Annotated in this window: 3 protein-coding genes; all 3 read right to left on the reverse strand. The window is 70.5% G+C overall.

From position 1 onward, the window contains the following. A partial coding sequence (locus G6027_RS01700; RefSeq protein ID WP_346995597.1) for a zinc-binding dehydrogenase occupies positions 1 to 954 on the reverse strand: 954 nt, incomplete at its 3' end. A gap of 26 nt (positions 955 to 980) precedes the next feature. Next, positions 981 to 2,168, reverse strand: a complete 1,188-nt coding sequence (locus G6027_RS01705; RefSeq protein ID WP_182634831.1) for an acyl-CoA dehydrogenase family protein — start codon at positions 2,166 to 2,168, stop codon at positions 981 to 983. A 3-nt stretch (positions 2,169 to 2,171) separates the two neighbouring features. Next, a partial coding sequence (locus G6027_RS01710) for a CoA transferase (protein WP_182634833.1) occupies positions 2,172 to 3,014 on the reverse strand: 843 nt, incomplete at its 5' end.

A 3,014-nucleotide genomic window follows, 5' to 3' on the forward strand; every position in this document is an offset into this window, starting at 1 on the left:
GATCAGCGCGGGGACGTCCTGCCGGGCGCGGGCGCCGTAGGACCCCTTGATCTGGATCTTGCGGCGCACGACCCGCGCGAGGTCGACGTCCAGCACCGTTCCGGCCGGCGGGATGCCCACCACCACGACCCTGCCACCCTCGCGTGCGATGTCCGTGGCCTGGCGCGTGGTGGCGGCCGACCCGAGGGCCTCGAAGGCGGCGTCGACGCCCCTGCCGCCGGTGATCTCCATGACCGCCTCGGTCGCATCGACCTCGCGCGAATTGATGGTATGCGTGGCGCCCATGCGCCGTGCCAGGGCGAGCTTCTCCTCGTCCACGTCGATGGCGATGACGGATTCGGCACCGCTCACCGCGGCCAGCTGGACGATGTTCTGCCCGACGCCGCCCACGGCCACGACCGCGACCGACTCCCCGGTGCGCACGTCCCCGACGTTCCGCACGGCACCGTAGGCGGTGAACAGCGAGCATCCCAGGATCGCCGAATCCGACAGGTCCAATTCCTCGGGGAGGGCGAACACCGCGGTGGCGGGAGTGACGCTGTACTCCGCGAGCCCGCCCATCGAGTACATCGATAGCGGCTCACCCGTCGCACGGTGAAGGCGCGTCTCGCCGTCGTAGAGGGTGCCGCGCAGCCGGTTGTACTCGAAGAACGTGGAGCACAGATCCTCCATCCCGCGGGCGCAGTTCTCGCACGTCCCGCACGGCATGATGAACGAGCCCACTACACGGTCGCCCGGACGCACGTTGGTCACCCCCCGGCCGACCTCGGCGACCACACCCGACACCTCGTGACCGAGAACTCCGGGCAGCGGGAACCCGACCTCGCCTTTCATCACGTGCAGGTCGGTGTGGCACACCCCGCACGCGGTGTTGTGGATGAGGACTTCTCCCTGTCGGGCGACGGGGACGGGGATCTCCTCGATCACCAGTGGGGATCCGGTCTCGACACACACCGCAGCCTTCTTGACGCCGACTGTACTCAGTGGTCGCGGCCGAGGAGCTCGTCCGAGATGATCCGCATCTGGATCTCGCTGGTGCCCTCGAAGATGCGGGTCAGCCGGGCATCGCGCCAGTGTCGCTCCACTTGGAAGTCGGTCGTGTATCCGGCCCCGCCGTGGATCTGGACGCCCTGGGACGTCACCCGCTCTGCCATCTCCGTGGCCACGAGCTTGCACATGGCGGCCTCGAGCGAGCAGCGGCGGCCGGAGTCGATGGCCGTTGCCACCGAGTACATGAGCTGACGGGCGGCCTCGATGTCGGCGGCCATCCTGGCGATCTCGAAGCGCAGGTACTGGAACTCGCCGATAGGTCGGCCGAACTGCTCGCGGGTGGCGACGTAGGCGATGGAGTCCTCCAATGCCGCCCGGGCCAGACCGATCGCGCGGGCGGCGGTGTGGGCGCGGCCGACCTCCAGTCCGGAGACCGCCAGGTAGAAGCCCCTGCCCTCCTCGCCGAGCAGCGCCGAGGCGGGCAGACGGAACTCGTCGAAGGACAGCTCCCAGGTCTGCCAGCCGAAGTATCCGATCTTGCGGACGGGGTTTCCGGTGATCCCTGCGGGGAACACGCCGCGATCCTTCTCCACCAGGAAGGCGGAGATGCCGCGGTGGGGTTTGGCCGGGTCCCGGTTCGGGTCGGTACGGGCGAACAGCACGAGGTAGTCCGCCTGGTCGGCGTAGGTGCACCACATCTTGGTGCCGTTCACCACCCACTCGTCGCCCTCGCGGACGGCTCGGCAGGAGATGTTGGCGACGTCGGAGCCCGCCTCGGCCTCCGACAGAGCGTAGGCGCCCAGCCATTCGCCGCGGGCGACGCGGGGGAGCAGACGCGCCTCCTGCTCGGGCGTGAACCCGCCGCCCATACCGTTGCCGCGGGCGAGGAGCCCGGAGACCGACAGCCAGCCGCGGGCGAGCTCCTCGGCGACCAGGCAGTACTCGAACACGCCCAGGCCGAGCCCGCCGTGCTCCTCGCCGATCATGATGCCGAAGAAGCCCATGTCGGCCATCTTCTGCCGGAGCTCGTCGGGGATGTCTCCCTTCTCCGGGTCGAGGCGGTTCGCGACGGGCAGGACCTCCCTGGCGGTGAAGTCGCGGGCCAGGTCCCGGATCGCGAGCCGCTCCTCCGTGAGGTACTCAGGGACACCGTCGCGGGCGGCGGGCTTGTGGGTCACGCCTCACACCTCTCGGGCGGTGGGGTGATCGGCGGTGGGGTGGTCGGCGGTGGGGTGATCGGCGGTGGCGGGGCGTTCTGTGGTGAGGCGATCGGTGTCAGCGCCGAGGTCCGGCGCGGGACCGGTGGTCAGATGCCGGCCGTCGAAGGTCGCGGGGTGGGCGGCCGCGAGGTACGAGCCGATCCCCGGCTGATCCAGTGGGGAGAACAGCGGGTTGGCCTCGAGATCGCCCTCCGCCACCACCTGGTCGAACGTGCGGTACCGCTCGTGCAACACCACCGAGTCCTCCAGCGCCCGCGTGACCTCGGCTGTGGTGTGGCTGGAGAACCATCGGGCGAACAGGGCGGACAGGACCTCGCGGTAGGAGTACCTGTCGGCCTCGGTGCCGAAGTCGGCGCCGGTGGCCGACTCGAGGGCGTCGACGGCGTGCCGGGTCCCGGTCACCCGGGCCAGGTCGTGGAAGTGCCTGGTGGTCAGGGCGACCACCATCACACGGCCCCCGTCGGCGGTGGCGAAGTCCTTCCCGAACGTGCCGTAGACGTAGTTGCCGACGGCGGGCCGGGATGAGCCGTCCACCTGCGGCTCGGTGAGGTAGCCCAGTGCGCCGGCGGTGGCCAGGGCGACGTCGTCCAGTGGGAGGACGATCCGTCGGCCCCGGCCGGTCCTCTCGCGTTCGCGGACGGCGGAGACCACCGCCAGCGCCGCATGGAGACCCGCGGCGACGTCCCAGGCGGGCAGGGCGTGATTGACCACCTGCCCTATGCCCCGTCCGTCGACCTGCTCGCCGACCCGCCCGCCGTCCCGACCGGTGATCGCGGGGAACCCGACGGCGGCGTTGACGGTGTA

It is taken from the genome of Dietzia sp. SLG310A2-38A2, from assembly GCF_014145095.1.
In the GTDB taxonomy this organism is placed as follows: Bacteria; Actinomycetota; Actinomycetes; order Mycobacteriales; family Mycobacteriaceae; genus Dietzia.